General features: G+C 74.6%; 28 protein-coding genes. 15 read left to right on the top strand and 13 right to left on the bottom strand.

Features of this window, described 5'->3' with window-relative positions:
• Positions 1-375: a hypothetical protein gene (locus L3X23_RS13765; RefSeq protein WP_237192592.1), complete on the top strand. Its 375-nt coding sequence runs from the start codon at positions 1-3 to the stop codon at positions 373-375.
• Positions 372-2,096, top strand: a complete 1,725-nt coding sequence (gene cobT / locus L3X23_RS36145; protein ID WP_237192591.1) for a nicotinate-nucleotide--dimethylbenzimidazole phosphoribosyltransferase — start codon at positions 372-374, stop codon at positions 2,094-2,096. The genes L3X23_RS13765 and cobT overlap by 4 nt, the downstream gene beginning before the upstream one ends.
• Before the next feature lie 15 nt (positions 2,097-2,111).
• On the opposite strand, the gene L3X23_RS13755 is transcribed toward cobT, so the two are convergent.
• Positions 2,112-3,533 carry a DNA polymerase IV gene (locus tag L3X23_RS13755; RefSeq protein ID WP_308116898.1) on the bottom strand — a complete coding sequence of 474 codons (1,422 nt, stop codon included), beginning with the start codon at positions 3,531-3,533 and terminating at the stop codon, positions 2,112-2,114.
• 40 nt (positions 3,534-3,573) lie between these two features.
• Positions 3,574-4,098 (bottom strand): DsbA family protein, encoded by a 525-nt coding sequence (locus L3X23_RS13750; protein WP_237192590.1) that lies wholly within the window; start codon positions 4,096-4,098, stop codon positions 3,574-3,576.
• Positions 4,099-4,133: 35 nt separating this feature from the next.
• On the opposite strand from L3X23_RS13750, the gene nhaA reads away from it, so the two are divergent.
• Complete coding sequence (gene nhaA, locus L3X23_RS13745) at positions 4,134-5,468, top strand: Na+/H+ antiporter NhaA (protein WP_237192589.1); 1,335 nt, start codon at positions 4,134-4,136, stop codon at positions 5,466-5,468.
• Positions 5,469-5,474: 6 nt separating this feature from the next.
• Here nhaA and L3X23_RS13740 read toward each other — a convergent pair whose 3' ends face one another.
• Both L3X23_RS13740 and L3X23_RS13735 read right to left on the bottom strand, forming a co-directional pair.
• Positions 5,475-6,092, bottom strand: coding sequence for a 4'-phosphopantetheinyl transferase superfamily protein (locus L3X23_RS13740; RefSeq protein WP_237192588.1), 618 nt, complete (start codon positions 6,090-6,092; stop codon positions 5,475-5,477).
• Between the two features lie 126 nt (positions 6,093-6,218).
• On the bottom strand, positions 6,219-6,392 hold the full coding sequence (locus L3X23_RS13735) for a hypothetical protein (protein ID WP_237192587.1): 174 nt from the start codon (positions 6,390-6,392) through the stop codon (positions 6,219-6,221).
• A gap of 195 nt (positions 6,393-6,587) precedes the next feature.
• Here L3X23_RS13735 and L3X23_RS13730 point away from each other — a divergent pair, with 195 nt between their 5' ends.
• The 4 genes from L3X23_RS13730 (at position 6,588) to phaZ (ending at position 11,760) form a co-directional block, all read left to right on the top strand.
• Positions 6,588-7,691, top strand: coding sequence for an FAD-binding oxidoreductase (locus L3X23_RS13730; RefSeq protein ID WP_237192586.1), 1,104 nt, complete (start codon positions 6,588-6,590; stop codon positions 7,689-7,691).
• A 9-nt stretch (positions 7,692-7,700) separates the two neighbouring features.
• Positions 7,701-8,888 (top strand): cytochrome P450, encoded by a 1,188-nt coding sequence (locus L3X23_RS13725; protein WP_237192585.1) that lies wholly within the window; start codon positions 7,701-7,703, stop codon positions 8,886-8,888.
• A 36-nt stretch (positions 8,889-8,924) separates the two neighbouring features.
• Positions 8,925-10,898 carry an ATP-dependent Clp protease ATP-binding subunit gene (locus tag L3X23_RS13720; protein WP_237192584.1) on the top strand — a complete coding sequence of 658 codons (1,974 nt, stop codon included), beginning with the start codon at positions 8,925-8,927 and terminating at the stop codon, positions 10,896-10,898.
• A gap of 79 nt (positions 10,899-10,977) precedes the next feature.
• A complete protein-coding gene (gene phaZ, locus L3X23_RS13715) occupies positions 10,978-11,760 on the top strand; it encodes a poly(3-hydroxyalkanoate) depolymerase (protein ID WP_237192583.1) in 783 nt (260 codons plus the stop codon).
• Here phaZ and L3X23_RS13710 read toward each other — a convergent pair.
• Entirely contained in the window at positions 11,708-12,313 is a 606-nt protein-coding gene (locus tag L3X23_RS13710; protein ID WP_237192582.1) for a hypothetical protein, read from the bottom strand. The two genes, phaZ and L3X23_RS13710, sit on opposite strands and share 53 nt — an antisense overlap.
• Positions 12,314-12,365: 52 nt before the next feature.
• Here L3X23_RS13710 and L3X23_RS13705 point away from each other — a divergent pair, with 52 nt between their 5' ends.
• Positions 12,366-13,262, top strand: a complete 897-nt coding sequence (locus L3X23_RS13705) for a crotonase/enoyl-CoA hydratase family protein (protein ID WP_237192581.1) — start codon at positions 12,366-12,368, stop codon at positions 13,260-13,262.
• Positions 13,263-13,267: 5 nt separating this feature from the next.
• Here L3X23_RS13705 and L3X23_RS13700 read toward each other — a convergent pair whose 3' ends face one another.
• The 3 genes from L3X23_RS13700 to L3X23_RS13690 are packed head-to-tail and all read right to left on the bottom strand — an operon-like array spanning position 13,268 to position 15,294.
• Entirely contained in the window at positions 13,268-13,414 is a 147-nt protein-coding gene (locus L3X23_RS13700; protein WP_093078695.1) for a DUF1059 domain-containing protein, read from the bottom strand.
• Positions 13,415-13,448: 34 nt separating this feature from the next.
• Positions 13,449-14,174, bottom strand: coding sequence for an SDR family oxidoreductase (locus L3X23_RS13695; protein ID WP_237192580.1), 726 nt, complete (start codon positions 14,172-14,174; stop codon positions 13,449-13,451).
• A 4-nt stretch (positions 14,175-14,178) separates the two neighbouring features.
• Positions 14,179-15,294, bottom strand: a complete 1,116-nt coding sequence (locus L3X23_RS13690) for a glycosyltransferase 87 family protein (RefSeq protein ID WP_237192579.1) — start codon at positions 15,292-15,294, stop codon at positions 14,179-14,181.
• Positions 15,295-15,347: 53 nt separating this feature from the next.
• On the opposite strand from L3X23_RS13690, the gene L3X23_RS13685 reads away from it, so the two are divergent.
• Together L3X23_RS13685 and L3X23_RS13680 are read left to right on the top strand one after the other, a co-directional pair.
• Positions 15,348-15,647 carry a hypothetical protein gene (locus tag L3X23_RS13685; protein ID WP_237192578.1) on the top strand — a complete coding sequence of 100 codons (300 nt, stop codon included), beginning with the start codon at positions 15,348-15,350 and terminating at the stop codon, positions 15,645-15,647.
• 101 nt (positions 15,648-15,748) lie between these two features.
• Positions 15,749-16,204 (top strand): nuclear transport factor 2 family protein, encoded by a 456-nt coding sequence (locus tag L3X23_RS13680; RefSeq protein WP_237192577.1) that lies wholly within the window; start codon positions 15,749-15,751, stop codon positions 16,202-16,204.
• Positions 16,205-16,224: 20 nt separating this feature from the next.
• On the opposite strand, the gene L3X23_RS13675 is transcribed toward L3X23_RS13680, so the two are convergent.
• Positions 16,225-17,874: an alpha-keto acid decarboxylase family protein gene (locus L3X23_RS13675; protein WP_237192576.1), complete on the bottom strand. Its 1,650-nt coding sequence runs from the start codon at positions 17,872-17,874 to the stop codon at positions 16,225-16,227.
• Positions 17,875-17,898: 24 nt separating this feature from the next.
• Here L3X23_RS13675 and L3X23_RS13670 point away from each other — a divergent pair, with 24 nt between their 5' ends.
• A complete protein-coding gene (locus L3X23_RS13670) occupies positions 17,899-18,399 on the top strand; it encodes an Lrp/AsnC family transcriptional regulator (protein ID WP_237192575.1) in 501 nt (166 codons plus the stop codon).
• Positions 18,400-18,488: 89 nt separating this feature from the next.
• Here the strand turns inward: L3X23_RS13670 and L3X23_RS13665 are convergent, their stop codons facing one another.
• The gene (locus L3X23_RS13665) at positions 18,489-19,427 is read right to left on the bottom strand and encodes a LysR family transcriptional regulator (RefSeq protein ID WP_237192574.1); all 939 of its coding nucleotides are present in this window, start codon (positions 19,425-19,427) and stop codon (positions 18,489-18,491) included.
• Positions 19,428-19,465: 38 nt separating this feature from the next.
• Here L3X23_RS13665 and L3X23_RS35330 point away from each other — a divergent pair, with 38 nt between their 5' ends.
• Together L3X23_RS35330 and L3X23_RS13660 are read left to right on the top strand one after the other, a co-directional pair.
• Positions 19,466-19,594: a hypothetical protein gene (locus tag L3X23_RS35330; protein WP_255733947.1), complete on the top strand. Its 129-nt coding sequence runs from the start codon at positions 19,466-19,468 to the stop codon at positions 19,592-19,594.
• 28 nt (positions 19,595-19,622) lie between these two features.
• Positions 19,623-20,852: a Glu/Leu/Phe/Val dehydrogenase dimerization domain-containing protein gene (locus L3X23_RS13660; protein ID WP_237198021.1), complete on the top strand. Its 1,230-nt coding sequence runs from the start codon at positions 19,623-19,625 to the stop codon at positions 20,850-20,852.
• A 65-nt stretch (positions 20,853-20,917) separates the two neighbouring features.
• Here L3X23_RS13660 and L3X23_RS13655 read toward each other — a convergent pair whose 3' ends face one another.
• Together L3X23_RS13655 and L3X23_RS13650 are read right to left on the bottom strand one after the other, a co-directional pair.
• Positions 20,918-21,394 carry an SRPBCC family protein gene (locus tag L3X23_RS13655; protein ID WP_237192573.1) on the bottom strand — a complete coding sequence of 159 codons (477 nt, stop codon included), beginning with the start codon at positions 21,392-21,394 and terminating at the stop codon, positions 20,918-20,920.
• A complete protein-coding gene (locus tag L3X23_RS13650) occupies positions 21,387-21,797 on the bottom strand; it encodes a MarR family winged helix-turn-helix transcriptional regulator (RefSeq protein WP_237192572.1) in 411 nt (136 codons plus the stop codon). The genes L3X23_RS13655 and L3X23_RS13650 overlap by 8 nt, the downstream gene beginning before the upstream one ends.
• 79 nt (positions 21,798-21,876) lie before the next feature.
• Between L3X23_RS13650 and L3X23_RS13645 the strand changes: the two genes are divergently transcribed.
• A complete protein-coding gene (locus L3X23_RS13645) occupies positions 21,877-23,661 on the top strand; it encodes an ABC transporter ATP-binding protein (RefSeq protein WP_255733946.1) in 1,785 nt (594 codons plus the stop codon).
• A 57-nt stretch (positions 23,662-23,718) separates the two neighbouring features.
• The gene (locus tag L3X23_RS13640; RefSeq protein ID WP_237192571.1) at positions 23,719-24,567 is read left to right on the top strand and encodes a class III extradiol ring-cleavage dioxygenase; all 849 of its coding nucleotides are present in this window, start codon (positions 23,719-23,721) and stop codon (positions 24,565-24,567) included.
• A gap of 20 nt (positions 24,568-24,587) precedes the next feature.
• On the opposite strand, the gene L3X23_RS13635 is transcribed toward L3X23_RS13640, so the two are convergent.
• On the bottom strand, positions 24,588-25,340 hold the full coding sequence (locus L3X23_RS13635) for a dienelactone hydrolase family protein (protein WP_237192570.1): 753 nt from the start codon (positions 25,338-25,340) through the stop codon (positions 24,588-24,590).
• Between the last annotated feature and the right edge of the window lie 35 nt (positions 25,341-25,375).

The raw sequence follows: 25,375 nt of genomic DNA, 5'->3' as shown, positions 1-25,375 counted from the left end.
ATGAGGGCGCGGACCCTCGAGGAGGCCAACATGTCCGGTGACGTCCGGAGCAGGGTCGTCGTACTCGGTGTCGGCTCGGGTGATCCCGAGGCGGCCTGTCTGGAGCAGGCGGACCACGTCCTGGTGGCGCCCGAGCTCGAGTCGGCCGTGTTGTTCTACGCGGAGGCCTGGCGGGTCGACCGGGTCCGTCCGGGTGACGCGGTGACCACCGTCGCCGACCTGCTGGCGCTGGACGGGCCGTGCACGGTCGCGCTGGTCGTGCCGGACGAGCCCGCCTGGCGCGCGGTCGTGGACGGGCTGCGCGTCGCCGCGGACGCCGAGGTCACGGTGCCGGGGACGGCGGTCGTCCCGCCGCGCCTGAGCCCGCTCTGGTGAGCGACTTCTACGAGGTCCTGCGCGGCAGGCGGGACGTGCGCAGCGGCTTCCTGCCTGCGGTCCCGGTCGCCGACGACGCGCTGCGCCGCGTCCTGGAGGCCGCGCACGCCGCGCCCAGCGTGGGGTTCTCGCAGCCGTGGGACTTCGTGGTGGTGCGGTCGGTGCAGACCCGGCGCGCGGTCGCGGACCTGGTCGCGCGGCAGCGGTCGGCCTACGCGGCCTCGCTGCCGCGGGCGCGGGCCGCCGCGTTCGGCGCGCTGAAGGTGGAGGCGGTGCTCGACGCCCCGGTCAACGTCGTCGTGACCAGCGACGCGACCCGGGGCGGACGGCACACGCTGGGCCGGTTCGGGCGCCCGGAGATGGCGGCGCACTCGACCGCCGCGGCCGTGCAGAACCTGTGGCTGGCGGCCCGGGCCGAGGGCCTGGGCGTCGGGTGGGTGAGCTTCTTCGACGACGCCGGGCTGGACGCCCTGCGCGGGCTGCTCGGCCTGCCCGCGCACGTGGACGTCGTCGCCTACCTGTGCGTGGGCCACGTGCGGGAGTTCGCGGCCGAGCCGGAGCTGGCCGCCGCGGGCTGGGCGCGCAGGCGGCCCCTGGGCTGGGCGGTGCACGCCGAACGGTACGGATCACGGGCGCTGCCCGGGGAGGTCGCGATGAACCTGATCGACGAGACGACGGCGGCGATCGCGCCCGCCTCGGCCGCGGCCGCCGCGGAGGCGCGGGACCGGCTGGACCGGATGACCAAGCCGCGGGGCTCGCTCGGGCGGGTCGAGGACCTGGCCGTGCGGCTCGCCGCCATCGCGGGGGAGTACCCGCCGCCGGTGCCCGAGCCCGCGGCGGTCGCGGTGTTCGCCGGGGACCACGGCGTGCACGCGCAGGGGGTGTCGCCGTGGCCGCAGGAGGTCACGGCGCAGATGGTCGGGAACTTCCTCGCGGGCGGCGCGGTGGTGAACGCGTTCGCGCGCCAGCTCGGGGCCGAGGTGTGTGTGGTGGACGTCGGCGTCGCGGCGCCGCTCGAGTCGGACCTGGACCCCGTGCCGGGTCTGCTGCCGCGGCGGGTCCGCAACGGCACGGCCGACCTGTCACAGGGCCCCGCGCTCACCCGCGACGAGGCGCGGCGGGCGGTCGAGGTGGGCATCGAGGTGGCCCGCGACCTCGTCGCCGCCGGGAACCGGCTGCTGGTCACCGGCGACATGGGGATCGCGAACACCACGGCCGCGGCGGCGCTGATCTGCGCGGTCACTGGGGCCGCGGCGGCGGACGCCACCGGGCGGGGGACGGGGATCGACGACGCGACCCTGGACCGCAAGACCGCGGTCGTCCAGGCCGCCGTCGACGCGCTGACCTGGGAGGACGGGCTCGACCTGCTCGTCGCCCTCGGCGGGCTGGAGCACGCCGGGCTGGCCGGGTTCGTGCTCGGCGCGGCCGCGCTGCGGGTCCCCGTGCTGCTCGACGGGGTCAACGCGGGCGCCGCGGCCCTGGTCGCCTCCGTCCTCGCCCCGTCCGCCGTGGACTACTGCGTGGCCGGACACCGCTCCGCCGAGCCCGGCCACGCCCTCGCCATGGCGCACCTGGGTCTCGACCCCCTGCTCGACCTCGGGATGCGGCTGGGGGAGGGCACGGGGGCCCTGCTGGCGATGCCGGTGGTGCAGGGCGCGGCCCGCGCGCTGGCGGACGTCGCGACGTTCGACTCCGCCGGGGTCGCGGACAAGGACGCCTGACCGGCCGCCGGGTCGTCAGCGGGCGGGGGCGGGCAGCCGCCAGCTCGCCACCGGATCGGCGAACGCGAGGTCCGGGTCGTCCACGGCGAAGGAGCGGGCGCGGCCCGGGCCCGTCGCGCGGGTCTCGAAGCGGACGGTGACCCGGCCCTTCCCGGCGCCCTGCACCCAGCCGTGGCCGAACTCGGTGTGCTCGAGGTCGTCTCCCGCCCGGTAGGGCTCCGCCGGGTTCCGGGGGGTGCCGCGGCCGCCGGGGCGGGGCCCGAACTCACCGCCGGGCTCAGGGTGCTCGTTCTCGGCCGCGACGGCGGCGGGCGTCTCGACGGGCGTCTCGGGGGGAGTCTCGGTGGCCACCCAGCCCGTCTCCGACGGCACCGCCTCGAACAACGCGGGCGGCGGCGAGTCCGACAGCCCCGACAGCGACACCCCGACCAGCCGCACGCCGCCCTCGGGGACCGCGGTGCGGGCGAGGCGGTGCGCCACCGCCGTGAGGACGGCCAGGTCGGTGGAGGCGAAGGCCGTGGTCTCCGAGCGGGTGTGGGTCTCGAAGTCCGCGTTGCGCGCCTTGACCGTGACCGTGCGGGCGGCCCGCCCGTCGAGCAGCAGCCGCCGGTGCGCGGCGGCCGTCATCCTCCCGACCTCCGCCAGGACCGCGGACATCTGCGTGAGGTCGTGCTCGAAGGTCGTCTCCGCCGAGATCTGCTTGGCCGCGCCCCGCGGCGCCACCGGCCGGTCGTCGATCCCGCGGGCGAGCTTGTGCAGCTCCGTGCCCACCGCCGTGCCGAGCACCCCGGTGACCTCGCGCGGGTCCATCGCGGCCAGCGCCCCGATCGTCTCGACCCCGACCCGGCGCAGCGACGCCTCGGCCACCGGCCCGACGCCCCACAGCGACCGCACGGGCAGCGGGTCCAGCACCGCCCGCTCGACGGCCGGGTCGACGACGCGCAGCCCGTCCGGTTTCGCGAGCTCCGAGGCGATCTTGGCCACCTGCTTGCCGGATCCGGCGCCGACCGAGGCGGGCAGCCCCGTGCGGGCCCGGACCTGCGCCCGCAGTGCCACGCAGAACTCCTCGACCTCCGCCGCGCCCGCCCCGACCAGCGCGGGTGGCTCGAGGAACGCCTCGTCCACCGAGATCGGCTCCAGCACCGGCGCGGCCTCCCGCAGCACGGCCATGACCTCGTCGGAGATCACCTTGTACAACGCGAACCGCGGGGGCAGGACGGTCGCGTGCGGGCACCGGCGCCGCGCCTGCCCCATCGGCATCGCCGACCGGGCGCCGAACGCGCGGGCCTGGTAGCTGGCGCCCGCGACGACCCCGCGCCCGCCGGTGCCGCCGACGAGCACGGGCCGGTCCGCGAGCGTGGGCCGGGTGAGCTGCTCGACGGCGGCGAAGAACGCGTCCATGTCGAGATGCAGCACCCACCGACCGACCGTGCTCACGCCCCCATTGTGCCCACGACCCCCGACAGAACCGCCGGGATCACTGGGCCGGGGTGGTCGAGGTGAGCGCGTCGAGGAGAAGATCGACCGTGACCGGGCCCCGGTACACCTCGCCGTTGACGAACAGCGTCGGCGTGCCCCGGACGCCGCTGCGGACCCCGGAGTTGAAGTCCGCCTCCACCCGGTCCTCGACGGCGCGGGTGCGCGGCCACACGACCGAGTCCGGGTCCACCCCGGCCCGGACCGCGTGCTCGCGCAGGTCCGCCTGGGTGAGCCGCGGCGGGCCGGGCGCGTAGAGGCTCGCGTGCATCGGCCAGAACCGGCCCTCCAGCGCGGCCATCTCCGACGCCGTCGCCGCGGCCAGAGCGTGCGGGTGCAGCTCGGCGAGCGGGAAGTGTCGGAACGCGAAGCGCAGCCGGTCGCCGAGCTCCGCGCGCACCTCCTCGATCACGGGCGCGGCGTCCCGGCAGTACGGGCATTCGAAGTCCCCGTACTTCAGGAGCGTGAGGGGCGCGTCCGTGTGACCCTGGACGTGGTCGTACGGGCCGAGTGGCGGGTCGAGCACGATGTGTCCCTTACGGCAGGATGGTCCGGGTGGCGGTGACGACCCTATCCGAGCGCGGCGAGCTCTCCCGGGCTGCGCGGCAGTTCCTGCGCACCGAGTCCGGTTCGGCGTTCCTGCTGATCGGGGCGGCCGTCGTCGCCCTGCTGTGGGCGAACCTGCCGCTCGGCTACGAGACCTTCTGGCACACCCCGCTCACGATCGACTTCGGCGGCGCCGCGATCGACATGGACCTGCGGCACTGGGTCAACGACGGCCTCATGGTGCTGTTCTTCTTCAGCGTCGGGCTGGAGATCGCCCGCGAGATGACCCTCGGCGAGCTGCGCGGCTTCCGCGCCATCGCCGCGCCCGCGGCCGCGGCGGTCGGCGGGCTGGTGGTCCCCGCGCTGGTCTTCCTCGCGTTCAACGCGGGCGGCGAGGCGGCGAACGCCTGGGGGATCGCGATCTCCACGGACACGGCGGTGCTGCTCGGGGTGCTGGCGCTGGTCGGCCCGCGCTGCCCGGACCAGCTGCGGGTGTTCCTGCTCGCGCTGGCCATCGTCGACGACATCGGCGCCGTGATCGCCATCGCGATCTTCTACACCGAGGACGTCGACGTCCTGGCCCTGCTGCTCGCCGTCGTGCTGTTCCTGGCGCTGCTCGGGCTGCGGTACGTGAACTTCTGGCGGACGCCCTTCTACGCCGCGATCGGCATCGTGATGTGGGTGGCGGTGCTCGCGTCCGGCGTGCACCCGAGCGTCGTCGGCGTGGCGCTGGGTCTGGTCGTCAACGCCTACACCCCGCGCCGCCAGGACATGAAGCGCGCGCTGAACGTGGGCAAGACCTTCCTGCTCGACCCGACGCCGCAGCGGGCGCTGGCCGCGCAGGCCGCCGTCGTCGAGGCGGTGTCGCCGAACGAGCGGCTGCAGCTGCGGATCCAGCCGTGGTCGAGCTACGTGATCGTGCCGCTGTTCGTGCTGGCCAACGCCGGCGTCGTGCTCTCCGGGGAGACCCTCCGGGCCGCGTTCACCTCGCCGCTGACCTGGGGGATCGTCGCGGGTCTGGTGCTCGGCAAGCCGATCGGCGTGGCGCTCGGCACCTGGGTCGCGCTGCGGACCGGGATCGGCCGGGTCCCGGACACCCTGCGCTGGGGGCAGCTCTTCGGCGGCGCGGCGCTGTCCGGGATCGGGTTGACCGTCGCGCTGTTCGTGACCGAGCTCGCGCTCGACGACGAGCTGCTGGTCAGCGAGGCGAAGATCGGCATCCTGACCGGGTCGATCCTCGCCGCGATCGTGGGCTGGCTGGTCTTCCGCCTCGCGGGCGAGCGGGGCGGCCAGTGCTCGCCGAGCGGCCTGCCGACCCTGCCCCCACGCCCCTGGCGCCCCGTCGACTGACGCTGCTCAGGGCTGCAGGAGGGCGTCTCCGTCGTGCTGCCGGACGGGCGGCGCCTCGGCCCCCAGCCCGGCGACGGCGGCGGGGTGGGCGGGGCCCGCCTCCAGGTCCACCAGCCACGCCTGCGGGCCGTCCGTCCAGCTCACCACCCGCGGGCCCGCCAGCGTGATCGTGTTCATCGGGCTCGACAGGCCGTCCCCGGTGGCCTTGAGCAGGGCCTCCTTGCGGGTCCACACCTGCAGGAACGCGGCGGCGGACGACGGGCGGGGTTCGGCGGGGGACAGGGCGTGCCCGGCGAGGGCGTCGACGTCCGCGAGGTCGCGCAGCTCCTCGACGTCCAGCCCGATCGGCCCGCCCTCGCTCAGCGCGACGCCCACCCGGTCGCCCGAGTGCGTCATCGAGAACTCGACGCCCGGCACCGTCGGTTTGCCGTGGGGCTTCCCGCACCGGCAGGTCCGGTCGATCTCGAGCGCGGCGGGATCGGCGCCCAGCCGCTCGGCGAGGACGATCCGGGCCAGCGCGTGCGCCCCGAGGTAGCGCGCCGCGTCGGCCGGCCTGCGGAAGCGGTCGAGCCGCGCGCGCTCGTGGGCGTCGAGCAGCGCGACCAGCCGAGGCACATCCAGCACAGGCCGCCCCCACCACACATCGACCACTCCCGAAGCCTACGGGGCACCGGGCATTGTGGAGCCACAACTGTCGTATCGGACCCCGAGAACGACAATTGTGGCTCCACAATGCGGGCAGGCCGCGACTCAGCCGCTGCGACGGGCGGCGTAGTCGACGCGGGTGTGCATCGGTTTCGTGCTCGCCCGCCCGTCGCGCAGCGGAACCGGGGACGACGGCGGGTGCGGGGCCGCCTTGCCGCGCTTCGCGGCGCGGCGGGCGGCCCGGTTGGCGGGCTGGGGCTGCGGATGGCGAACCTGCATGAGGACCTCCCGAAGGGATGGCTGCTCCCGTGTCGCAGGCACGGCCGTGCCAGGACGGTTCCACGGGAGACCGGACGGATCAGGTGAAGGTCGTGGGGCGCGGCGGAGTGCCGCGCCGACTCACAGGGTGATCAGGTCCATGGGCGCAACGGTACGGACACCCCCGCGGGGCCACCACCGAATTACCGTGGCCCCGTGCAGAACCCCGACGTGATCGTGATCGGCGGCGGCATCGCGGGCGCGTCCGTGGCCTACGAGCTCGCCGCGGACCGGACGGTGCTCCTGCTGGAGGCCGAGCCCTCGCTGGCGATGCACTCGACCGGCCGCTCGGCCGCGACCTACATCCCCGGCCACGGCACCGCCACGTTCCGCGCGTTGATCAGGGCGAGCGCGGCCCGGTTCCCGGCGCTGGCCGAGGAGCTGGACGCGCCGCCCTTCCTGCGCCCCCTGACCGTGGTCTTCACCGCCCTGGACGCGGACGGCGAGCGCGAGCTCGACGCGCTGCAGCGGGAGTGGTCCGCCGAGCCGGACGGCCCCCGCCCGCTGACCGGCGCCGAGACCGACGCGGCCTGCCCCGGCCTGCGCGGCTCGCGCGCGGGCGCGGTGGTCGAGGCCGCGGACGCCGACGCGATCGGCCTGCACGGCGCGTACGTCCGCGGCCTGCGGCGCCGCGGCGGACGGGTCGTGCAGGGCGCGCGGGTGCAGGGGATCGCGCGGACCGGCGGGGGATGGCGGGTGGAGACCGCGCAGGATTCGTGGACCGTGCCGGACGTCGTCGCCGCGGCCGGGGCCTGGACCGACCGGCTCGCCGCCCTCGCCGGCGTCCCCGGGGCCGGGTTGCAGCCCTACCGCCGCACCATCGCGATCTCGCCCTGCGCCGTCCCGGCGGGCATGCCGATGCTCATCGACGCCGCCGAGCGCTTCTACGCCAAGCCCGAGGGGGACGCGCTGCTGCTGTCCCCGAGCGACGAGACGCCCGTCGAGCCCGGCGACCCGCGGCCCGACGAGCTGGACGTCGCGCTCGCCCTGGAGCGCGTCGAGGAGGCCCTGCACCTGGGCCTGCGCTCGGTCCGGACGGCCTGGGCCGGGCTGCGGACGTTCGCGCCGGACCGCGACCCCGTCGTCGGGAGCAGGCCGGAGCACCCGGGGTTCCACTTCTTCGCGGGCCACGGGGGCTCCGGGATCGAGTCCGCGCCCGCGCTGGCCGCCCTCGGCGCCGCGGTCGTGACCGGCGGGCCGGTCCCGGGCGACATCGACGTGACCCCCGCCCGGGTCTCCTGTAAGCGCTTGCTGACTTAGGCTGGGCCCATGGCTCCCACCACGGCTCCCACCACCGCCTCCGGACGCCCGCTGTTCGACGGCCCGTTCTGGGCCGACCCGTTCCCCGCGCTGGCCGAGCTCCAGGCCGACGAGCCCGTCCGCAGGCTCGACCTGCCGGACGGCCCGATGTGGCTGGTCACCCGGTACGCCGACGTCCGCGCGGCCTTCGTCGACGCGCGGCTGAGCAAGGACTGGCGCTACACCCTGCCCGAGGACCAGCGGGCCGCGTTCCCGGCCGCGCCGACCCCGATGATGCTGCTGATGGACCCGCCGGACCACACCCGGCTGCGCAAGCTGGTCAGCCGCTCGTTCACGGTGCGCCGGATGGAGGAGCTGCGCCCGCGCGTCGAGCAGATCGCGGCCGACCTCGTGGCCGGGCTGTCCGGCACCGTCGACCTGATGCGCGAGTACGCCTTCGTGCTCCCGGTGCAGGTGATCTGCGAGCTGCTCGGCGTCCCGGCGAGCGACCGCGAGGACTTCGGGGCCTGGTCCTCGACCCTGATCGACGAGTCGTCTCAGGAGGACTCGATGGCCGCGATGCAGAAGCTGAGCGGCTACCTGAACGACCTCGTCGAGCGCAAGCGCGCCGAGCCGGACGACGCCCTGCTCTCCGCTCTGACCCAGGAGGTCGACGACGGCGACCGGCTCTCCCAGGAGGAGCTCGTCGCCATGGGCATGCTGCTGCTCATCGCGGGCCACGAGACGACCACGAGCCTGATCGGCAACGGCGTCATCGCCCTGCTCACCCACCCCGAGCAGCGGGCGCTGCTCGCGGCGCGGCCGGAGCTGTGGCCCGGGGCGATCGAGGAGCTGCTGCGCTGGGACCCGCCGGTCACCAACACCCCGGTGCGCTTCGCCGCCGAGGACGTCGAGATCGCCGGCACCACCATCCCGGCCGGCTCCGTCGTGATGCTCGGGCTGAGTGCCGCCAACCGGGACCCGGAGCGGTTCGGGAGCGGCCTGGACGTCACCCGGGCCGACCGCGGGCACGTCGCGTTCGGGTACGGGCTGCACCACTGCCTCGGCGCGCCGCTCGCCCGGATCGAGGGGCAGGTCGGGCTGCAGACCCTGTTCGCGCGCAAGCCCGACCTGGCCCTCGCCGTCGACCCGGCGGAGCTGGCGTACCGGCGCAGCGTGCTCGTCCACGGCGTGAGCGCGCTTCCGGTGACCGTCTAACGGGTACAACGGAGGGGAGACCTCGGGGAGGCCCGCGTGCCGCAGGACCGTGACCAGGATCGTGGCGACCCGTTCGGTGGGTTCGACGCGTTCGGCCCGCTGGGACCGCTGGGTGGGCTGCTGCGCGGGCTCGCCGACGGGCTGGGGCTCGACGAGGACCCCGTCCGTCCGCAGCCGCGCGACCCCGCCGGGCGGGCCCCCTCGGCCCGCACCCGCACGCTGGACCGCTTCGGCCACGACCTGACGGCCGCGGCGCGGGCGGGCCGCCTCGACCCGGTCGTCGGGCGGGACGCCGAGATCGACCAGGTCGTGGAGGTCCTCGCGCGGCGCACCAAGAACAACCCGGTGCTGGTCGGCGAGCCGGGCGTGGGCAAGACCGCGATCGTCGAGGGGCTCGCCGGGCGGATCGTCGCGGGGGAGGTGCCGGTCGCGCTCCGGGACGTCCGGGTCGTCGCGCTGGACCTCGCGGGCATGGTCGCGGGCACGCAGTACCGCGGCCAGTTCGAGGAGCGGCTGACCACCGTCGTCGACGAGATCACGGCGGCCGGGCGCTCGCTGGTGGTGTTCGTCGACGAGATCCACCTGATCGTCGGGGCGGGCTCGGCCCAGGACCAGACGATGGACGCCGCCGCGATCCTCAAGCCCGCCCTCGCCCGCGGTGAGCTGCAGCTGGTCGGCGCCACCACACCCGAGGACCACCGCCGCCACTTCGAGCGGGACGCCGCGCTGGACCGCCGGTTCGAGGCCGTCCGGATCGGGGAGCCCACGCCCGAGGCCACCCTCGGGATCCTGCGCGGGCTGCGCGCCCGCTACGAGGAGCACCACCGGGTCCGGATCACCGACGCCGCGCTGGCGGCCGCCGTCACGCTCTCGGTCCGCTACCTGCGGGACCGGTTCCTGCCGGACAAGGCCCTGGACCTCGTCGACCGGGCCGCGGCCCGGGTGGGTCTGCGCGGCGGGCCGTCGTCGACCTCGCGGGTGGACGAGCTCGTGCGCGCCCGGGAGGTCGCCGCCGACGCGGGGGACGCCGAGCGGGTCGCGATGCTGGACCGCGAGCTGGAGCGGTTGGTGCTCGAGCCGGACGGGGGCGGGGGCGGCGGGGAGATCGGCGCGCGGGAGATCGCCGAGGTCGTCGCGGACCGGACCGGCATCCCCGTGGCCGAGCTGACGACCTCGGAGCGGGCCCGGCTGCTGGAGCTGGAGGCGTTGCTGGGCAGGCGGGTCGTGGGGCAGCACCGGGCCGTCGAGGCGGTCGCGGACGCGGTGCGCAGCTCCCGGGCCGGGCTCGCCGGGCCGGACCGGCCCGCGGGGTCGTTCCTGTTCCTCGGCCCGACCGGGGTCGGGAAGACCGAGCTGGCCCGGGCGCTCGCCGCCGTGCTGTTCGGCTCCGACGAGCACCTCGTCCGGCTGGACATGACCGAGTACGCCGACCGCGCGTCGGTGTCGCGGCTGGTCGGGGCCCCGCCGGGCTACGTCGGGCACGAGGACGCGGGGCAGCTCACCGAGCAGGTGCGGCGCAACCCGTACTCCGTCGTGCTGCTCGACGAGATCGAGAAGGCCCATCCCGAGGTCCTCGCCGTCCTGCTCCAGGTGCTCGACGCGGGCCGCCTCACCGACGCCCGCGGCCGCACCGTGGACTTCCGGCACACCCTGGTGGTGATGACCGGGAACGTCGGGCTGCAGGCGCTCGCCCTGCGGCCGGAGTTCCTCAACCGGATCGACGACGTCGTGACCTTCGACCCGTTGTCCCCCGCCGAGATCCGGGAGATCGCCGCGCTGACGGTCGGCGAGCTCGTGGCGCGGGTGGCGGCGCAGGGCGTGGTGCTGGAGGTCGAGCCCGCCGCCCTCGACCGGCTCGCCGAGCTGGGGTACTCCGCGGAGTACGGCGCGCGGCCGCTGCGGCGGGTGGTGGCGCGGGAGGTGGAGCGGAAGCTGGCGAAGCTGCTGCTGGCCGAGGAGGTGCGGGGGCGCGTGGTGCTCGCCGCGGACCTGACGCTGCGGGTGCAGTGACGGGCGGAGTGATCCAGCCCCGCGTGGGGAGCGTCATCTCCGCGGGACGGCCGGGGCCGCGTGCGCCAGGATCGGCGGCGTGGAGACCCTGACCGTCGGTGGGCGGACGCTGCGGGTGGACGTGCGGCCCGGGACCGGGACCCGGCCGCCGTTGCTGCTGCTCAACGGCATCGGCGCGAGCCTGGAGATGCTGGACCCGTTCGTCGAGGCGCTGCCCGCGGACCTGGAGGTCGTCCGGTTCGACGTCCCCGGTGTCGGCGGGTCGCCGCAGCCGTCGGCGCCGTACCGGATGCCCGCGCTCGCCCGGACCGTCGGCGCGCTCGTCCGGGAGCTGGGCCACCCGCAGGTCGACGTGCTGGGCTACTCCTGGGGCGGTGGGCTCGCCCAGCAGGTCGCGCTGTCCGAGCGCGCGCTCGTCCGCAGGCTCGTCCTGGTCGCCACCGGCACCGGCTCGCTCATGGTCCCCGGCAGGCCGAACGTCCTGTCGAAGATGCTCACCCGCCGCCGCTACTCCGACCCGGCCTACGCGGCCCAGGTCGCGGGGGAGATCTACGGCGGCTCCATGCGGACCCACCCCGAGCGCGCCGCGCGGCTGCTGCACGGCGGGCCGACCCAGCGGGGCTACCTCTACCAGCTGCTGGCGGGTGCGGGCTGGACCACGCTGCCCGCGCTCTGGATGATCGGCGCGCCCACCCTCGTGGTCGCGGGCGACGACGACCCGATCATCCCGCTGGTCAACGCCCGGATCCTGCACCGGGGCATCCCGCGGTCGACGCTGCACGTCTACCGCGGCGGCCACCTCGCGCTGCTCACCGAGCCGGCGGAGCTGGCTCCGACGATCGAGCGCTTCCTGCGTCCGTGACCCGCTGCGCCGGGATCTCCACGAGCTCGGCCGTGGGCTCGACCACCACGGCCGACGCGACCAGATAGCCGATCGTCCCGAGGCACCCCGCGGCCACGAGCCCGGCCCCGGTCGCGGGGTCGCCGACGGCGAGGGCCCGCAACGCGACCGCGGCGCCGAGCGTCAGCCCGGTCGCCACCAGCAACATGACCACGGCCTCGGCGCCGCGCACGCCCTCGCGGTGCCGCACGAACAACCCGACCGCCAGCACGGCCGAGACGACTGCCCCCGCCAGGTGGAAGCCGGACGATCCCCCGGCCGGCCACAGCGCCAGGGTCACGAAGTAGGCCGCCAGGGCCACGCCCGCGTGCAACGCGGGGGTGCGCATCGGGCCGGGGTCGGCGAGCACGGCCATGACCAGCACCGCGCCGACGACGATCCCGACCAGGGCGACGATCGTCATCGTCGTGACGGTGCCGAGGCCCGCGAGGCCGCGGTAGCCCGCGTAGCCCCCGACGAGGAGCGCGACGCCGCCCGACCAGCCGCGCCAGCCGGGGCGGTACGGCCGGCTCATGTGTGCAGGGTCGCGCCCTCGGCGCGCTGTGGTGCGGGCATGATCCCGCAGTATGGCCTACGAGACGCTCGACTACGCCGTCGAGGACGGGATCCTGACCCTCACGCTGAACCGCCCGGCGGCGCTGAACTCCTTCACCGTCACGATGGCCGAGGAGCTCATCGCGGCGTACGGGCGGGCGAGCGCGGACGACGACGTGGCCGCGATCGTCGTCACCGGGGCCGGGCGGGCCTTCTGCGCGGGGATGGACCTGTCCGCGGGCGGAGACGGAGCTCGCGGAGTCGACCATCGGGGGAGCAACGTGTTCGGCCTCGACGAGTCCCTCCACCCCACCCCCGCCGACCTGCGTGACCGCTTCGAGGACCCGGAGATCGTCGCCGGGGTGCGGGACACCGGCGGGCGGGTCTCGCTGGCCGTGTACGCCTGCACCAAGCCCGTGATCGGCGCGATCAACGGCGCCGCCGTGGGCATCGGCGCCACGATGACGCTGCCCATGGACATCCGCATCGCGAGTGAGAACGCCCGGATCGGGTTCGTGTTCGGGCGGTTGGGGATCGTGCCGGAGGCGGCGTCGAGCTGGTTCCTGCCGCGGATCGTCGGGATCAGCCGGGCGCTGGAGTGGGTCTACACCGCCGACATCCTCTCCGCCCGGGAGGCGCTCGAGGGCGGCCTGCTCCGCTCCGTCGTCCCCGCCGACGCGCTGCTGGACACCGCCTACGGGCTCGCCCGCCGGTTCGTCGACCACCACTCCCCGGTCGCGACCGCGCTGATGCGGCAGATGATGTGGCGCAACAGCGCCGCGCCCCACCCGGTGGAGGCCCACCGGGTGGACTCGCTGGCGATGTTCCACACCTCCGTCGCCGACGGCAAGGAGGGCGTGGCGGCCTTCCTGGACAAGCGGCCGCCGCAGTTCCGCGGCCGGGCCAGTGAGCTGCCCGAGGTGTTCTAGCGAGCTCAGTAGGCGATGAACAGGATCTCGTCGCGGCTGTACTCGTGGCCGGGGTGGTTCTCCTTCAGGTGGGCCTGGGTCTTCGTGACGAGGTCGTCCTCGTCGGTGCCCTGGATCTGTTCGCCGCACGGGCAGTTCAGGCGCGTCTTCATCGGTGCCTCCTGAGGTGGTCGGATGCGCATCACGCTACCCCCGGCCGAGGAACGGCATGGCGGTCGCGGTGATCGTCAGGAACTGGACGTTCGCGTCGAGCGGCAGGTCCGCCATGTACCGGACGGCGTCGGCGACGTGGACGGCGTCGAACGTGGGTTCCGGGCGCACCGACCCGTCGGCCTGCCGCGCGCCCGTCGCGATGCCCGCCGTCATGTCCGTGGCGGCGTTGCCGATGTCGATCTGTCCGCAGGCGATGCCGAAGGCCCGGCCGTCCAACGACAGCGACTTCGTCAGGCCCGTGATCGCGTGCTTGGTCGCGGTGTAGGCGATGCTGCCCGGCCGCGGCGCGTGCGCGGAGACCGAGCCGTTGTTGATGATCCGCCCGCCGCCGTGCGTGCGCATGAGGGCGAAGGCCTCGCGTGCGCACAGGAACGCGCCGGTCAGGTTGGTGTCGACGGTGGCCCGCCAGGCGGAGACGTCGATCTCGTCCGGTGTGCCGCTCGGGCCGAACCCGCCGGCGTTGTTGACCAGCAGGTCCAGCCGCCCCCACCGCTCGCGGACGGCGGCGAACAGGGCGGCGACGGCCGCCTCGTCGCCGACGTCCGTGGGGACCGCGAGGACGTTCTCCCCGGTCGCGGTCTCGGTCAGGGCCTCGGGGCGGCGGCCGGCGAGCGCCACCGCCCACCCGTCCGCGAGGAGGGCGCGGGCGACGACCCGGCCCAGGCCCGATCCGGCTCCGGTCACGACGGCGGTGCGCATGCGGTCAGTCATACCGGGCCGGTCGCTCCCGCGGGGCCCGGGACTCGGGGCGCAGCACCCGGGTCGCGGTGAGCAGCAGCAGGAGGAAGCCTGCCACGTAGGCGTCCGGCCACAGCGAGATCAGCCCGGTGGCCGGGATGGGTCCCACCGTGGGGCTCGGCAGCTTCGTGATCACCGCGGCGGTGACGACGAGCGTCGCCGCGACCGCGACCCACCGGCGGCGCACCACGAGCAGCACGAGCAGCGGCACGCACCAGACGTAGTGGTGCGACCAGGCGAACGGGGCGGCCGCCGCCGCGCCGAGCCCGACGACGGTGAGTCCGGCGAGGTCGTCGAGCCTGGGGGCGACGAGCAGCGTCGCCACGGCGAGCAGGGCGGCTCCCGCGAGCGGCCACGGCACCCCCAGTCGTCCGAGGGTGCCGACCAGCGCGTGGTTGCTCGGCCCGTCGACCGCGGAGATGCGGTCGGCGGCGAACACGGTGCCGCGCAGCCAGTACTGCACGCTCGCCGCGGGGGCGAGCAGGAACCCGAGCCCGGTCAGCGCCGCGAAGGTGCCCGCGGCCGTGGCGGCGGCCCGGTGGTCCCGCTTGACCAGCAGGTACGCCACGAAGAGCAGGGGCGTGAGCTTGACCGCGGCGGCGAGTCCCAGCGCGAACCCGCGGCGGCGCCCGGTGAGGTCGAGGAACACCAGCGCGAGCAGCACGATGTTGATCTGGCCGAGGTACAGGGTGGTGCGGACCGGATCGAGCCACAGGGCGGCCGCGGTGAGCAGCGCGACGAGGGGTGCGGTGAGGGGTGCGGTGAGGGGCGCGGTGAGCGGGGCCGGGGCGCCGCAGCGGCGGATCACCAGGACGAGCAGGACGATCTGCAGCGCCGTCCAGGCGATCTTCAGCACCGGGAGCGGCACGACCGTCAGCGGCGCGAACAGGACCGCGGCGATCGGCGGGTAGACGAACGGGAGGTCGAGGAGGACGCCGCCGTCGTAGAGCGGGGCGCCCGCCAGGACGTGCGCGCCGCCCGCCACGTAGACCTGCAGGTCGATCAGGAGCGTGTGGGCGTCCGGCCGGCAGGCGAGCACCACCACCTGGGCGGCGACCAGCAGGACCGTCAGGGTGCGCACCCCCGAAGTGCACCAGATGTGACGCGCACCACACGATCTGGCATGCTGGTCGCATGCGCAGCGCCTTCGCCCACACCGCCGAGCTGGACCTGGCTCCCGGCAGCGACGAGACCGACCCCGGGGCCGCGATCGACCTGGAGGTCCGGCCCGTCGCCGTCCTGCACACCGAGGCGGGCCGCTGCGGGGACCGGATGCGGCTGCGCGTGCTGTTCGCCTGCGACGTCGACCTCGAGGACGAGGTGCGGCGGCGCATCGACCTCGCGCTGACCTCCCGCTGGTCCGTGCGGGACGCGCTGCCCGGCGCGGTGCGCGAATGCGAGCGCGCGGAGGCGGAACGCCTGCTGAATGGGTGATTAGCGCGGGTCCGACACACAGCGGCGTTCCGGCGGCAACACATCGGCAATGGATCCGCTCGATGCTCTCGGACCATGAGTAGCGACCAGATGGAGCAGGCGTGAGTCGCCCGCCGTTCCCGCCGTTCACCCTGGAGTCGGCGCGGAAGAAGGTCCAGGCCGCCGAGGACGCGTGGAACTCGCGCGACCCGGAGCGGGTGTCCCTGGCCTACAGCGAGGACTCCGTGTGGCGCAACCGCGACCGGTTCGTCACGGGCCGCGCCGAGATCGTCGCGTTCCTGGCCGACAAGTGGGAGCGCGAGCTCGACTACGCTCTGCGCAAGTCGCTGTGGACCTTCGCCGACAACCGGATCGCCGTCCGCTTCCAGTACGAGTCGCACGACGCGAGCGGTCGGTGGTGGCGCAGCTACGGCAACGAGAACTGGGAGTTCGACGCCGAGGGCCTGATGGTGCGCCGCGAGGCCAGCATCAACGACCTGGCGATCACCGAGGCGGACCGCCGGATCTTCGGCACCCGCCCCGAGTCCGAGTACGGCGTCGACATCCCCCTCGCCTGACCGTGAGCGGCGGGGCCTGATCAGCGGCGGTGGCGGTCGGCGAGGGCGCGCAGGCCCGCGGGGACGTCGAGGGCGTCGAGCCGCACGTGCAGGACGGCCATGCGGTCGTCGGCCAGGGCGGCGGACAGCTCCGCGGCCAGCTCGTCGGGGGTGCTCGGGGTCGCCGTGCGCAGGTCGACCCCCGGCGCGAAGGCCCGGGCGAGGGCGGTCCAGTCCCAGGCGGCGACGTCGTTGTACACCGCCTGCGGGCTCTGCAGCGCCCGTTCGATCGTGTACCCGGAGTTGTCCACGACCACGATCACCGGGTTCGCGTGCCGCGCCAGGGTCCCCAGCTCCTGGACGGTCATCTGCGCGGCGCCGTCGCCGATCACGAGCACCGGGCGGCGCTCCGGGGCGGCCAGCGCGCAGCCCAGGGTCGCGGGCAGCGCGTAGCCGATGGAGGACCACACGGGCTGGGCGACGACGTCGACACCCGCGGGCAGGGTGATCCCCGCGGCGCCCCAGAACGTGGTCCCGATGTCGGTGACCAGGCGCGAGCCCGCGGGCAGCAGCCGTTCGAGCGTCGCCCACAGGGTGTCCTGGTCGAGGGTCTCGCCGACGACGGGGCCCGCGGCGGGGACGTCCGGCAGCTCGCGGGGGAGCGGGGCGGCGAGCTCGGTGAGGATCCGCAGCGCCTCCGCGAACGGCACCGCGTACTCGCGGCCCGCCACCCGGGCGGTCCGGACGCCGAGGTGGATCGTGTGGGCGGGGTCGTCGCGGTGGCTGAACATTCCGGTCACGGCGTCCGCCATGAGGGTGCCGACCTCGATCAGGACGTCCGCGGTCTCGACGGCGAGCTGTGCCCGCTTCGCCCCGATCCCGCCGATGTAGACCCCCGCGAACCGGGGGTGCGTGGCGTCGATCGCGCCCCGCCCCGAGCTGAGCGTGACGACGGGGGAGTCGAGCGCGGAGACCAACGCACCGAACACGCCCTGGCTGCGGGTCCGCTCCACGAGGTGCCCCGCGATGACGGCCGCACTCTGCGCCGACCCCAGCAGCGCGCGCACGGCCGCCGAGAACCGCAGTGTGGAGCCACAACTGTCGTTCTCGGCGCCCGAAACGACAGTCGTGGCTCCACACTGCGCTTCGGTGAGGGCGACGTCGGCCGGGACGACGAGGTAGACGGGGCGTTGTTCGTCGATCGCGGCCTGCAGGACCTCGTCGATCCTGGCGCAGGGGTCGTCGTGGGTCAGGATCGCGCCGGCGGCCGTCACCTCGGCGTAGGCGCGGGCGAAGTGGGCGAAGTCCCCGTCGCCCAGGGTGTGGTGCAGGAGCATCCCGTCCCGGGTGGTCGCCGGGGCGCCGGTGATCTGCACGAGCGGCACGTTCTCGGCGTAGGCGCCCGCGACGGCGTTGAGCGCGGACAGCTCGCCGACGCCGAAGGTCGTCACCAGGGCGCCGATGCCGCGAGTGCGGGCGTAGGCGTCCGCCGCGTAGCCCGCGTTCAGCTCGTTAGGCGAGCCGACCCACTCCAGGAGCCCGGCCTCCAGGACCGAGTCGAGCAGGGACAGGCTGAAGTCACCCGGGACCCCGAACAGGTGTCGGGCGCCGAGCGCGTGCAGCTTCCGGGCGAGGTACTGCGCGACGGTCTCCATGCGGTCCAGGAGACGCTCGTTGCGCGTCGTGTTCAAGTGAGCGACTCTGAACGACGCAGAATGCTCAACATCCACCCGACGACTGCGAAGGAACCGCTCACCGTGCTCGACCGGACGGACGCCCGCATCCTCCTCGCACTGGACGACGACCCGCAGGCCACCGTCGTCGCGCTGGCCGAGCGGCTGACCCTCGCCCGCAACACCGTCCAGTCCCGGATCCGCCGCATGGAGGCCGACGGTGTACTGGCGCCCGTCAGCGTGCGCGCCCGGCACGCGGCCGCGGGCTATCCGGTCCTCGCCTTCCTGACCCTCGCCATCGACCAGGCGGACGCCGAGCGCACCCTCGCCGACATCGCCGAGGTGCCCGAGGTCTGCGAGGCCCACGCGATCACCGGCGACGGCGACCTGCTGGTCCGGGTGATCGCCCGGGACACCCCGGACCTGCACCGGATCACCCTGGAGCTGCTGCGCTGCCACGGCGTCGCGCGCTCCAGCACGGCGATCGCGATGGTCGAGTCCATCCCGTTCCGCATGGCGCCCGCGCTGCGCAGGACGCTCTGACCTCGTGAGTGGCGATCGTCGCCAGGGTGACTCCGCTCGCCCACCCCGCCGCCTCCGGCGGCTGCCGACCCCCGGCCGCCACGCACGGCTCAGGGGAGGGGGAGGCGGGCGGCCTCGACGGGTTCGCCCAGGCCGTGCGCCTCGGCGGTCCGCCGGACGGCGTCGACCACGTGCTGCATCGCGAGCTTGCGGACCGCGCGGGTGCGGTAGGCGATCGACACGGTGCGCAGGACGGGCTCGGCGAGCGGGTAGGTCGCGACGCCCGCGGGCCGGTTCGCCAGCCCCAGGTCGGACACCAGCGTGACGCCGTGTCCCCCCGCGACCAGGGCCAGGGCCGTGAACTGCTCCTCGGCCTGGTGGATGGTCCGCGGCTCGAACCCGGCCCGCCTGCAGGCGTTGCGCGCGGCGCGGCCGAAGTGCGAGCGCGGCCCGGCCAGGATCCAGGGGCGGTCGGCCAGCTCGCCCAGCTCCACCGTCGGGCCGTGCGGCTCCGCCGCGGGCAGCGCCGCGTACAGCCGCTCGACGGCGACGACCTCCCTGGTCAGCGACGGGTCCCAGGACATCGGGTGCCCGGAGTAGTCGATCACGAACGAGAAGTCGAGGGCGCCGTCGCGGACCGCCCCCGCGGTCTCCTCGGGCGCCAGCTCCCGGGTGCTGACCGTGATCCCCGGATGGTCCTGCGCGAGCCGGGCCAGCGCCGCGGGTAGCAGGCCCGCCGTGACCGAGGCCCACACACCGGCCGTCAGCCGCACCGACCGCTCGTCGCGCGCCTCCTCCAGGGCGAGCTCGGCGCGCTCCACCGACCCCAGGATCTCCTCGGCGTGCTCGGTGAGCACCAGGCCGAGCTCGGTGAACCGCACGCGGCGGCCGAGCCGTTCGAACAGCGGGCCGCCGACTTCGCGCTCGAGCTGCGCGAGCTGCTGGGAGACCGCGGACGCGGTGTAGTGCAGCGACGCGGCGGCCGCGGTGACCGTCCCGCGCCGGTACAGCTCACGGAGCATCCGCAGGCGGGTGAGGGAGAGCTCCACCCGGCCACCGTAGGCGTGCAGTCGGGGTGAACGCGACCGTGAACGTTTCGTTGATGGACGAGCACGGCCCGCCTGCCGCACAGTGGTGGTACCGGCCGACCCCGCCGCCGGTCCCCGCACCGAACCAGGCCCTGGCCAGGGCCTGTCTCGCCATGCCCCCGATCTGATCCGTCAGGAGGACTGCCCGTGACCACGATGCAGGAGCCGCTCGGCGCCGTGCCGACCACCGCCGCGTCGACCCCCGCCGTGTCCCAGGACCCGATGTTGCGGCTGACCTGGACCGACCGGGTCACCGACGCCCGCGGCTACCTCGTCGTGCACACGCTGCGCTCCGGCATCGCGACCGGCGGCACCCGGATGCGCCCGGGCTGCACGCTGGGCGAGGTCGAGGACCTGGCCCGCGGCATGGCGGCCAAGACCGCCGCCTTCGACCTGCCGGTCGGCGGGGCCAAGGGCGGCATCGACTTCGACCCGAAGGACCCGCGCGCCTTCGGCGTGCTGCAGCGCTTCATGGCCGCCATGCGGCCGTGGATCGAGGCGCACTGGGTCACCGCCGAGGACCTCGGCGTGCCGCAGCACCGGGTCGACGAGGTGTTCGCCTCGCTCGGCATGGGCCAGTCCTACTACTCCGCGATCCGCCGCTCGGCCGACCCGGTGCAGACGATGGAGCGGGTCCGGAAGGGGCTGAACGCGCAGGTCCCGGGTGGGCTGCTCGGCGACGTCATCGGCGGCTACGGCGTGGCGCACGCCTGCCTGGGCGTCGCGCGCTCCTCTCGGTGGGAGAACGAGCGGACCACGGTCTCGATCCAGGGCGTCGGCACGATGGGCGGGGCCGCCGCCTGGTACCTGCACGAGGCCGGGATGAAGGTCGTCGCCGTCGCGGACGCCGCGGGCACCCTGCACGACCCCGCGGGCCTGGACGTCCCCGCCCTGCTCGACCTGCGGGACGCCTACGGCGAGATCGACCGCACCCGGCTGCCCGCCGGCGTGGTGCAGCTGCCGCGTGCCGCCGTCGTCGGGATCGAGGCGGACGTGTTCGTCCCCGCCGCGATCTCCTACGCGATCACCCCGGACAACAGCTTCGACGTGGCCGCGAAGGTCGTCGTCGAGGCGGCCAACGCGGCCACCACCCCGGAGGCGGAGGCCATGCTGGCCGCCCGCGGCATCCCGGTGGTCCCGGACTTCGTGGCCAACGCCGGCGCGGCGGCCTGGGCGTGGTGGCTGCTGCTGGGCTGGGTCGGCATGGAGCACAACGACGTCACCACCGCCGAGGACTCCTTCCGCCTGCTGCGCACGCAGATGGCCGAGCGCGTGCAGCTGCTCCTGGGCCGCTGGCACGCCGAGGGCGTCCGCCCCCGCGAGACCGGCCTGCAGATGGCCGTCTCCGACCTCGACGGCCAGGAGAACACGCTCGTCATCCCCTGACCTGCGGCCCCGCCGCTCGTGCGCGGTGAGTGGTGCTCCGGCACCACTCACCGCGCACGGGCGCGTCAGCGCACCTGGTGGGTGTCCAGGTGGCGCAACAGGTTCTGGACGAAGCGGTCGCCCGTGCGCTGCAGGGTCACGTTCATCAGCGCGGTGACCCCCGGGCTCGCCAGCCGGCTCAGCGGCAGCTCCACGTGCAGGGTCAGCTTGATCGCCAGGTGGGTGCCGCCCGGGGCGTCCTGCAACACGTACCAGCCCTCGGCGCCGGTGTACTCGTGCCCGCCCGCCGGGGGCTCGTGGGTGTAGTCGATCCGCGCGCCGTCGGTGAAGGTCATCCGCTCGGTGAAGGTCGGCGCGATCCCCACGCCGAGCACCTTCAGCCGCACCATCGACCACCGCCACAGGTCGCCGTCGGTCTCGATGCTGGTGAGCAGCGGGGTGAGCCGGGGGAGCATCTCCGGGTCCGTCAGCACGGCCCAGATCGCGGCGCGTTCGGCCGCGACGACCGCCTCGGACTCCGTCGTGGTCGTGAACCTATTCACCGGCTACCTTCCGCAACAACCTGCCGAGCTCCGCCCGGTCGTGTGCGTCCAGTGTCGCGAACACGTCCGCGGACCGCGCGTGCCGGGCCGCCTGGATCTCCCCGACCAGGGTGCGCCCCCGCTCGGTGAGGGTGACGAGCGTGGCCCGCCGGTCCCCGGGGTCGGGGCTGCGCTCGACGAGCCCGCGGGACTCCAGGTCGTCGACCACCTCGGTGGCGCTGCGCGGCGCGATCCGCAGGTGCTCGGCCAGCGCGGACAGCCGGATCGGCCCGTGCCGCGCGACGACGGCCGCCGCGCGGAACTGCGACGGGGTGAGCTCCCAGGGGGCCAGGGCCTCCTTGTTGCGGCTGCGCAGCTGCCGCGCGACCCCCCAGAAGGCGTCGGCGAGTGCGTCGGCGTCCACGGGAACATCCTACGCGGGGTCGATGTTGTAGCCTCATGATGAGGTTACCTCAGTAAATCGACCGAAAGAGGACGCGCACTTGGACACCCCACGAGAACGTTCCGGACGCCCCGGCCGTCCCACCGTCACCGCCGCCGAGCGCGAGGAGGCCAAACGGGTCTCGCTCCGCCGCATCGGCGCGCTCTTCGCCCCGCACCGCGGCCCCATCGCCGTCGTCACCGCGATCATCGCGGCGTCGTCGCTGGTCGCGATGGCCTCGCCCTTCCTCCTGCGCGCCACGATCGACGTCGCCCTGCCCCGGCAGGACCTGCGCCTGCTCGCCTGGCTGGTCGCGGGCATGATCGGGGTGGCCGCCGTGACCGCCGCGCTCGGCGTCGCCCAGACCTGGATCTCCACCCGCGTCGGGCAGGAGGTCATGCACGGGCTGCGCAGCAGCGTGTTCGCGCACCTGCAGCGCCAGTCGCTCGGCTTCTTCACCCGGACCCGCACCGGCGAGGTGCAGTCCCGCATCACCAACGACATCGGCGGGATGCAGTCCGTGGTCACCTCCACGGCCACGTCCATCGCCTCCAACCTGACGACGGTCGTCGCGACCCTCGTCGCCATGCTCGCCCTGTCCTGGCGGCTGACCCTGATCTCGCTGGTGGTCCTGCCGCCGTCGATCTGGCTGTCCCGCCGGGTGGCCCGGATGCGCCGCGCGATCACCGCACGGCAGCAGCGCGAGCTCGCCGACCTCAACGTCACCGTCGAGGAGGGGCTGTCGATCTCCGGGATCCAGCTCTCCAAGACCCTGGGCGCGGGCCCCGCCGTCGCGGCGCGGTTCACCGAGAGCTCGGAGCGGCTGGTGGACCTGGAGCTGCGCAGCCAGCTCGCGGGCCGCTGGCGGATGGCCGCCACGACCGTGATCTTCGCGGCCATCCCGGCTGTCATCTACCTGTCCGCGGGCTTCTTCCCCGGCGCGATGACGATCGGCACGCTCGTCGCCTTCACCGCCCTGCAGGGCACCCTGTTCCGCCCGATCACCGGGCTGCTCAACGTCGGCGTCTCGCTGGTCAGCTCGCTGGCCCTGTTCGCCCGGATCTTCGAGTACCTGGACCTGACCGTGGAGATCGACGACCCCGCGTCGCCGGTGGTGCTGGCCGCGCCGACGGGGCACGTCCGCTTCGAGGACGTCACCTTCACCTACCCGGGCAGCGACACGGCGGCCGTCGCCGGGGTCACGCTCGACGTCCCCGCGGGCACCTCGCTGGCCCTGGTCGGGGAGACCGGCTCGGGCAAGTCGACGCTGGCCTCGCTGATCTCGCGCCTGCAGGACCCCGACGCGGGCAGGCTCACGATCGACGGCGTCGACGTGCGCGACCTGCGCCTGGCCGACCTGGCCGGGATCGTCGGGGTGGTGAGCCAGGAGACCTACCTGCTGCACACCACCGTCCGGGAGAACCTGCGCTACGCCAAGCCGTCCGCCACGGACGCCGAGATCGAGGCCGCGGCCCGGGCGGCCCAGGTCCACGACCTGATCGCCGGGCTGCCCGAGGGCTACGACACCGTCGTCGGCTCGCGCGGGCACCGCTTCTCCGGCGGGGAGAAGCAGCGGCTCGCGATCGCGCGGACGCTGCTGCGGGACCCGAAGGTCCTGGTCCTCGACGAGGCGACGAGCGCGCTGGACACCGAGACCGAGCGGGCCGTGCAGCGCGCCTTCGCCGAGCTGGCCGAGGGTCGTACGGTGATCACCATCGCGCACCGGCTCTCCACGGTCCGCGACGCCGACCAGATCGCGGTGATCGACCACGGCCGCGTCGTCGAGCGGGGGACGCACGACGATCTCGTCGCGCGGGACGGTCGGTACGCGGCCCTGGCGGCATGACGGTTGAACGTTGTACGATCGAAGGGAAGTTGAACGCTCAAGCGAGGAGATGCCGGCATGACCCACCCCTTCGACACCCATCTGGCCCGGGTCGCGCAGGCCGGTGAGCACGCCGTCTGGACCCCCGCCGACGGCGCGCTCCCGGCCCTGTTCCTGAGCCACGGCGCCCCGCCGCTGTTCGAGACCCCGGACTGGATGGAGCAGCTGTTCACCTGGGCGCGCTCGATGCCGCGGCCCAAGGCGGTGCTGATCGTCTCGGCGCACTGGGAGGAGGCGCCGCTGGCGATCTCCTCCGCGCAGGCCGCCGTCACCCCGGTCTACGACTTCGGCGGCTTCGACCCGATGTACTACCGGATGCGCTACGACACCCCCGAGGCCCACGACCTCGCGGGCCGGGTGCTGAAGACGCTGAGCGGCGAGCACATCCACGAGACCGGCCGCGGCCTGGACCACGGCGCCTGGGTGCCGCTCAAGGTGATGTACCCCGAGGCGGACATCCCGGTGATCCAGCTCAGCCTGCCCACCGGGGACCCCGCGTCGCTGCTGGAGCTGGGCGCGAAGCTGCGCCGCCTGCGGGAGGAGGGGGTGCTGGTGATCGGCTCGGGTTTCACCACGCACGGCCTGCCGTTCCTCACCCGCGAGAACATGACCGGGCAGGCCGCCGCGCCGGGCTGGTCGGTGCAGTTCGACGCGTGGGCGCGCGAGGCGCTGAAGCGCGGGGACGTCGACGAGCTGGCCGCCTACCGCGCCAAGGCGCCGGGCATGCCCTACGCGCACCCGACCGTCGAGCACTTCACCCCGCTCTTCGTGACCCTCGGCGCGAGCAGCGACCCGGAGGCGAAGCGGGACTTCACCATCGACGGCTTCTGGATGGGCCTGTCCAAGGGCAGCTTCACCGCCGCCTGATCCGCGAGGGCCCGCGCGCGTCAGGTGAGGTGGGTCCGGAAGAAGCGCTCGATGCGCTCCCAGGCGTGGGCGGCGGACTCCGGTTCGGGGCCGGTGCCCGTGACCCGCAGGAACGGGCGCATCAGGGCCGGGGCGTTGTCCGACCCGTTGAGGAACGAGTGGCCCGCCCTGGGGTACTCGACGACGTCGTGCGGAACGTCAGCCCTGGTCAGGGCGGCTTCCAGGGTTCCCGCGGCCCCGCGCAGGCTGAGGTCCGCGGCGCCGTAGCTGCCGACGATCGGGCACGCGCCCGCCACCGCGGCGTCGAGCTCGCGGGGGAGCATGCCGTAGTTGACCGAGGACGCGTCGAACCCGCGCGTCGCGGTCAGCAGGGCGAACCCGCCGCCCATGCAGAACCCGATCACCCCGACCCGCCCGGTGCAGTCCGCCCGGGAGACCAGCTCGGTCCGGGCGGCCTCGATGTCCGCGAACGCCCGGCCCCGGCCGGAGAACAGCGCCCGGAACGTGCCGACGAGGCAGCGCCGCGCCCCACCCGCGCTGAACAGGTCCGGGGCGAGGGTGAGGAACCCCCTGCCCGCCAGCCGGTCCGCGTGGGCCCGCATCTCGTCGTCGAGCCCGAAGGCTTCGTGCACCAGGACGAGCCCGGGCCACGGCCCCGCCCCGTCGGGGACGGCGCCGGGGATGGCGTCGGGGATGGCGAGGTAGCCGCCGAGGGTGGGGGAGCCGCCGGTCGCGGCGGCCCGGGCGGTGAGGTCCACGGTGGTCACGGCCATCGATCGTGCCCGATCCGACCGCCCGGGGCGAGCGG

This window comes from Pseudonocardia sp. WMMC193 (assembly GCF_021728735.1).
GTDB classification, from domain to species: Bacteria; Actinomycetota; Actinomycetes; order Mycobacteriales; family Pseudonocardiaceae; genus Pseudonocardia; species Pseudonocardia oroxyli.
The sequence above is the reverse complement of the archived record's forward strand: the minus strand, read 5'-3'. Positions and strand labels throughout refer to the sequence as shown.

Excerpts from the sequence above, each read along its gene's own strand:
- L3X23_RS13765 (WP_237192592.1), top strand. The coding sequence starts at position 1 with ATGAGGGCGCGGACCCTCGAGGAGGCCAACATGTCCGGTGACGTCCGG.
- L3X23_RS13735 (WP_237192587.1), bottom strand. The coding sequence starts at position 6,392 with ATGCAGGTTCGCCATCCGCAGCCCCAGCCCGCCAACCGGGCCGCCCGC.
- L3X23_RS13725 (WP_237192585.1), top strand. The coding sequence starts at position 7,701 with ATGGCTCCCACCACGGCTCCCACCACCGCCTCCGGACGCCCGCTGTTC.
- L3X23_RS13710 (WP_237192582.1), bottom strand. The coding sequence starts at position 12,313 with ATGAGCCGGCCGTACCGCCCCGGCTGGCGCGGCTGGTCGGGCGGCGTC.
- L3X23_RS13705 (WP_237192581.1), top strand. The coding sequence starts at position 12,366 with ATGGCCTACGAGACGCTCGACTACGCCGTCGAGGACGGGATCCTGACC.
- L3X23_RS13700 (WP_093078695.1), bottom strand. The coding sequence starts at position 13,414 with ATGAAGACGCGCCTGAACTGCCCGTGCGGCGAACAGATCCAGGGCACC.
- L3X23_RS13695 (WP_237192580.1), bottom strand. The coding sequence starts at position 14,174 with ATGCGCACCGCCGTCGTGACCGGAGCCGGATCGGGCCTGGGCCGGGTC.
- L3X23_RS13685 (WP_237192578.1), top strand. The coding sequence starts at position 15,348 with ATGCGCAGCGCCTTCGCCCACACCGCCGAGCTGGACCTGGCTCCCGGC.
- L3X23_RS13670 (WP_237192575.1), top strand. The coding sequence starts at position 17,899 with ATGCTCAACATCCACCCGACGACTGCGAAGGAACCGCTCACCGTGCTC.
- L3X23_RS13660 (WP_237198021.1), top strand. The coding sequence starts at position 19,623 with ATGCAGGAGCCGCTCGGCGCCGTGCCGACCACCGCCGCGTCGACCCCC.
- L3X23_RS13640 (WP_237192571.1), top strand. The coding sequence starts at position 23,719 with ATGACCCACCCCTTCGACACCCATCTGGCCCGGGTCGCGCAGGCCGGT.
- L3X23_RS13635 (WP_237192570.1), bottom strand. The coding sequence starts at position 25,340 with ATGGCCGTGACCACCGTGGACCTCACCGCCCGGGCCGCCGCGACCGGC.